Source organism: Acinetobacter sp. YH1901141, from assembly GCF_013416935.1.
GTDB classification, from domain to species: domain Bacteria; phylum Pseudomonadota; class Gammaproteobacteria; order Pseudomonadales; family Moraxellaceae; genus Acinetobacter; species Acinetobacter towneri.
Genome location: NZ_VPEY01000062.1, coordinates 1 through 2,885, shown reverse-complemented (window position 1 = coordinate 2,885; position 2,885 = coordinate 1). Strand labels below are relative to the sequence as shown.

Below are 2,885 nucleotides of genomic sequence, written 5' to 3'. Positions count from 1 at the left end.
GTTCCATTTTAGAGATTTGTTTAAGATAAGATATAACTCATTGAGATGTGTCATAGTATTCGTCGTTAGAAAACAATTATTGTGACATTATTTCAATGAGTTATCTATTTTTGTCGTGTACAGAGAATATTATTTTAAAAATGCTCTTGCATAAGAGCTATTAATTTTCTCTTTTTCGTTTAGTTCATTTGCAGCATAAAATACAAGATTTGGATTTTTAAGCAACTCTCTTCCATATGCAACAAAATCACAAAAACTATTTTCAAGAAGATATTCACCCTCTTTTGCTGTTGTTATTAAACCAACAGCAATAACAGGAATATCTACACTTTTTTTAATCTCTTTTGCCCAATTAGCTTGATAAAATGGTTCAATTTTTGGTATCTTATCTGGATTTTCTATATTTCCACCACTTGAAACATGAATACAATCAACTCCAACTTTTTCTAACTCTTTACATAAATAAATAGAGTCTTCTATATTCCATCCATTTTGCATCCATTCATCAGCACTAATTCTAACAATAAGGGGTAATTTTACCCTATTTTTTATCTCTTTTGCAGTTTCAATTACTAATCTACACCTATTTTCTAAACTTCCACCATAAATATCATCTCTTTTATTTGTTAAAGGTGATAAAAATTCACACAACAAATATCCATGAGCAGCGTGAAGTTCTACTGAATCATAATTTGCTTTTTCGGCTCTAATTGCAGCATTTACAAACAACTCTTTTATTTTTGTTATCTCTTCAAGACTTAACGCTTTTGGAACTTTATATGGTGATTTTTGACTAAAAGCAATTGAGCTTGGAGCTACACAAATATCATCAACAACTTCAGATTTTCTTCCTGCATGAGCTAATTGTATAGAACTTTTTGCTCCAAATAAGTGTAACTTCTCATTCATTTTTTTATGATTTTCAATTAAAGAATCATCCCAAAGTCCTAATTCAAAAGATGAAACTCTTCCTTTTGGCTCAACTGATGCTGGTTCAACAATAATTAAACCAACATCAGCCATTGCTCTTGAAGTATAGTGAAACATATGGAAATCTTTTAATTCTCCACTATTATCACTTTTATACATACACATAGGTGGCATTACAACTCTATTTTTTAGTTCCAAATCACCTATTTTACCTTTGTTTAATAATAAACTCATTATAGCTCCTTAAATTAAATATATCAAATTATATATACACTAAACTTAAAATTCTCTCTTAAAGTATCTTCAAATTTAGCTAACTCTTTATTTAAATCCAAATCTCCTTTAAAAATATCATGCATAGAGTAAGTTTTAAAGGTTCTAATCCAACAAATTGAAAAGTTTTATGAGTAGCAACATTTGCTTCATCTAGTGATAATCCATCAAAAAAACCATCAGGATTGTTAAACTCACTTTTTGGACAATTATATGTCAAGCTTAGCATATATTTTTTGCCTTTTAGTAATCCACCACTTCCATAAGTTTTGCTATCATCGTTTTTGCTTCTTCCGTCGTTTGCATAGTGTCTTCCTTGAGTAAAAGTCTCATCGAAATATTTTTTTGTAATCCAAGGAACACCCATCCAATAAACAGGATATTGAAACAACACATAATCAGCCCACTCAAACTTCTCACACTCCTCTTTTATATCGTAACCCTTATCTATATTTGTATATTTTATAAGAAAGTTATTTTCTTTGAAAAATTGTGTCGCTTTTTCTAAAATCTTTTCAGTTAATTCACCTTTTGCAACATTTTCATAATATTGGTGTCCATTTAAAATTAAAACTTTTTTCATTTTGTACTCCTTTTAAATTATTCAACAATTATATATAATCAAACTTAACTTTTATATCGATTAAGGCTTTATACAAAGTTTGCAAAAACCACTTGCACCAACTTGAAATTAGAGTAATTACCCTAGCAACCACTCTAGCACCAGCTATTATCTGTTTTTCTAATTTTAAATATCTTTTATCGATAAAAGCCTATACTCTATCTCATAATCTTTATACTCTTGAATTAATTTTTGAGATTTCAAAACTAAAGCCTGATAGTTTATCCGTTTTTCATTTAGTTTTACTTCACAAATTAGAAGTTTCTTATCAATATCATCGATAGCAACTATATCTATCTCATTTTGATTATTTCTCTCCCAATATGAGCCAATAGAAGTGAAAGTTTGTTTCTCTTTTAAGAGTTCCACAAAAAGTTTTTCAAGGAATTTTCCTTGAAAAGTTGAGATATCTCTATAGATAATCTCTTTTAATCTATCGAAATTTTCAGCTTCGATTAGTGATTGGTATTTAAAAATAAATCTAAACCAAAAGGATAAAAAATTATCAACTATCTCATATTTTTGTACTTTTGAGTTTGGTTTAGCATTTATTGGTTTAATTGATTTTATGATGTTATAGTCATTTTCAAGTCGTGATAAATGTCCTGAAATATTTCTTTCCAAAATTGATTCTATTTCACTTCTTGATGTTTTTGAATCAGAGATTAAAGCTAAAATAGAAAAATATGTTCCATACTCTTTTCCAAACTCTTCAATAAGTCTATTTTTTCCCTCTTCCAAAAATATTGAGTTTGGATCAATAATTGTATCTATCATAGATTTTAAATCAAAACTACTGTTTAAGATAAATAGTTCTATATATTTTGCAACTCCACCACTTAGCAAATAAAAATCAAGTAAATTTTTATTTGAATAAGAGTTGTAATCTTTTAAAATCTCCTTTAATACACTTACTTTCAAAGGTTTTAAATCTATTTCCCTTAGATAAGTCTTGGAAAAGTAAGCGTCCATTACCCATAACGATGATTGGAGATGCTGCTCATTTGATGCCTCCTTTTGCAGGACAAGGCGTAAACAGTGGGTTGATGGATGCCTTGAT

At 28.6% G+C, this 2,885-nt stretch carries 3 protein-coding genes and 1 pseudogene; 1 reads left to right on the top strand and 3 read right to left on the bottom strand.

Annotated features, from left to right (window positions below; translation table 11 throughout):
• Positions 1–129: 129 nt before the first annotated feature.
• From FTV52_RS14345 to FTV52_RS14335, 3 genes are all read right to left on the bottom strand, one after another.
• Positions 130–1,164, bottom strand: a complete 1,035-nt coding sequence (locus FTV52_RS14345; RefSeq protein WP_169538918.1) for a tRNA-dihydrouridine synthase — start codon at positions 1,162–1,164, stop codon at positions 130–132.
• Positions 1,165–1,255: 91 nt separating this feature from the next.
• Positions 1,256–1,786 carry an NAD(P)H-dependent oxidoreductase gene (locus FTV52_RS14340; protein ID WP_218944953.1) on the bottom strand — a complete coding sequence of 177 codons (531 nt, stop codon included), beginning with the start codon at positions 1,784–1,786 and terminating at the stop codon, positions 1,256–1,258.
• A gap of 165 nt (positions 1,787–1,951) precedes the next feature.
• Positions 1,952–2,602, bottom strand: a complete 651-nt coding sequence (locus FTV52_RS14335) for a DUF234 domain-containing protein (RefSeq protein ID WP_218944954.1) — start codon at positions 2,600–2,602, stop codon at positions 1,952–1,954.
• Positions 2,603–2,757: 155 nt separating this feature from the next.
• Between FTV52_RS14335 and FTV52_RS14330 the strand changes: the two are divergent.
• Positions 2,758–2,885 (top strand): annotated as a pseudogene (locus FTV52_RS14330) (FAD-dependent monooxygenase); the annotation flags it as partial.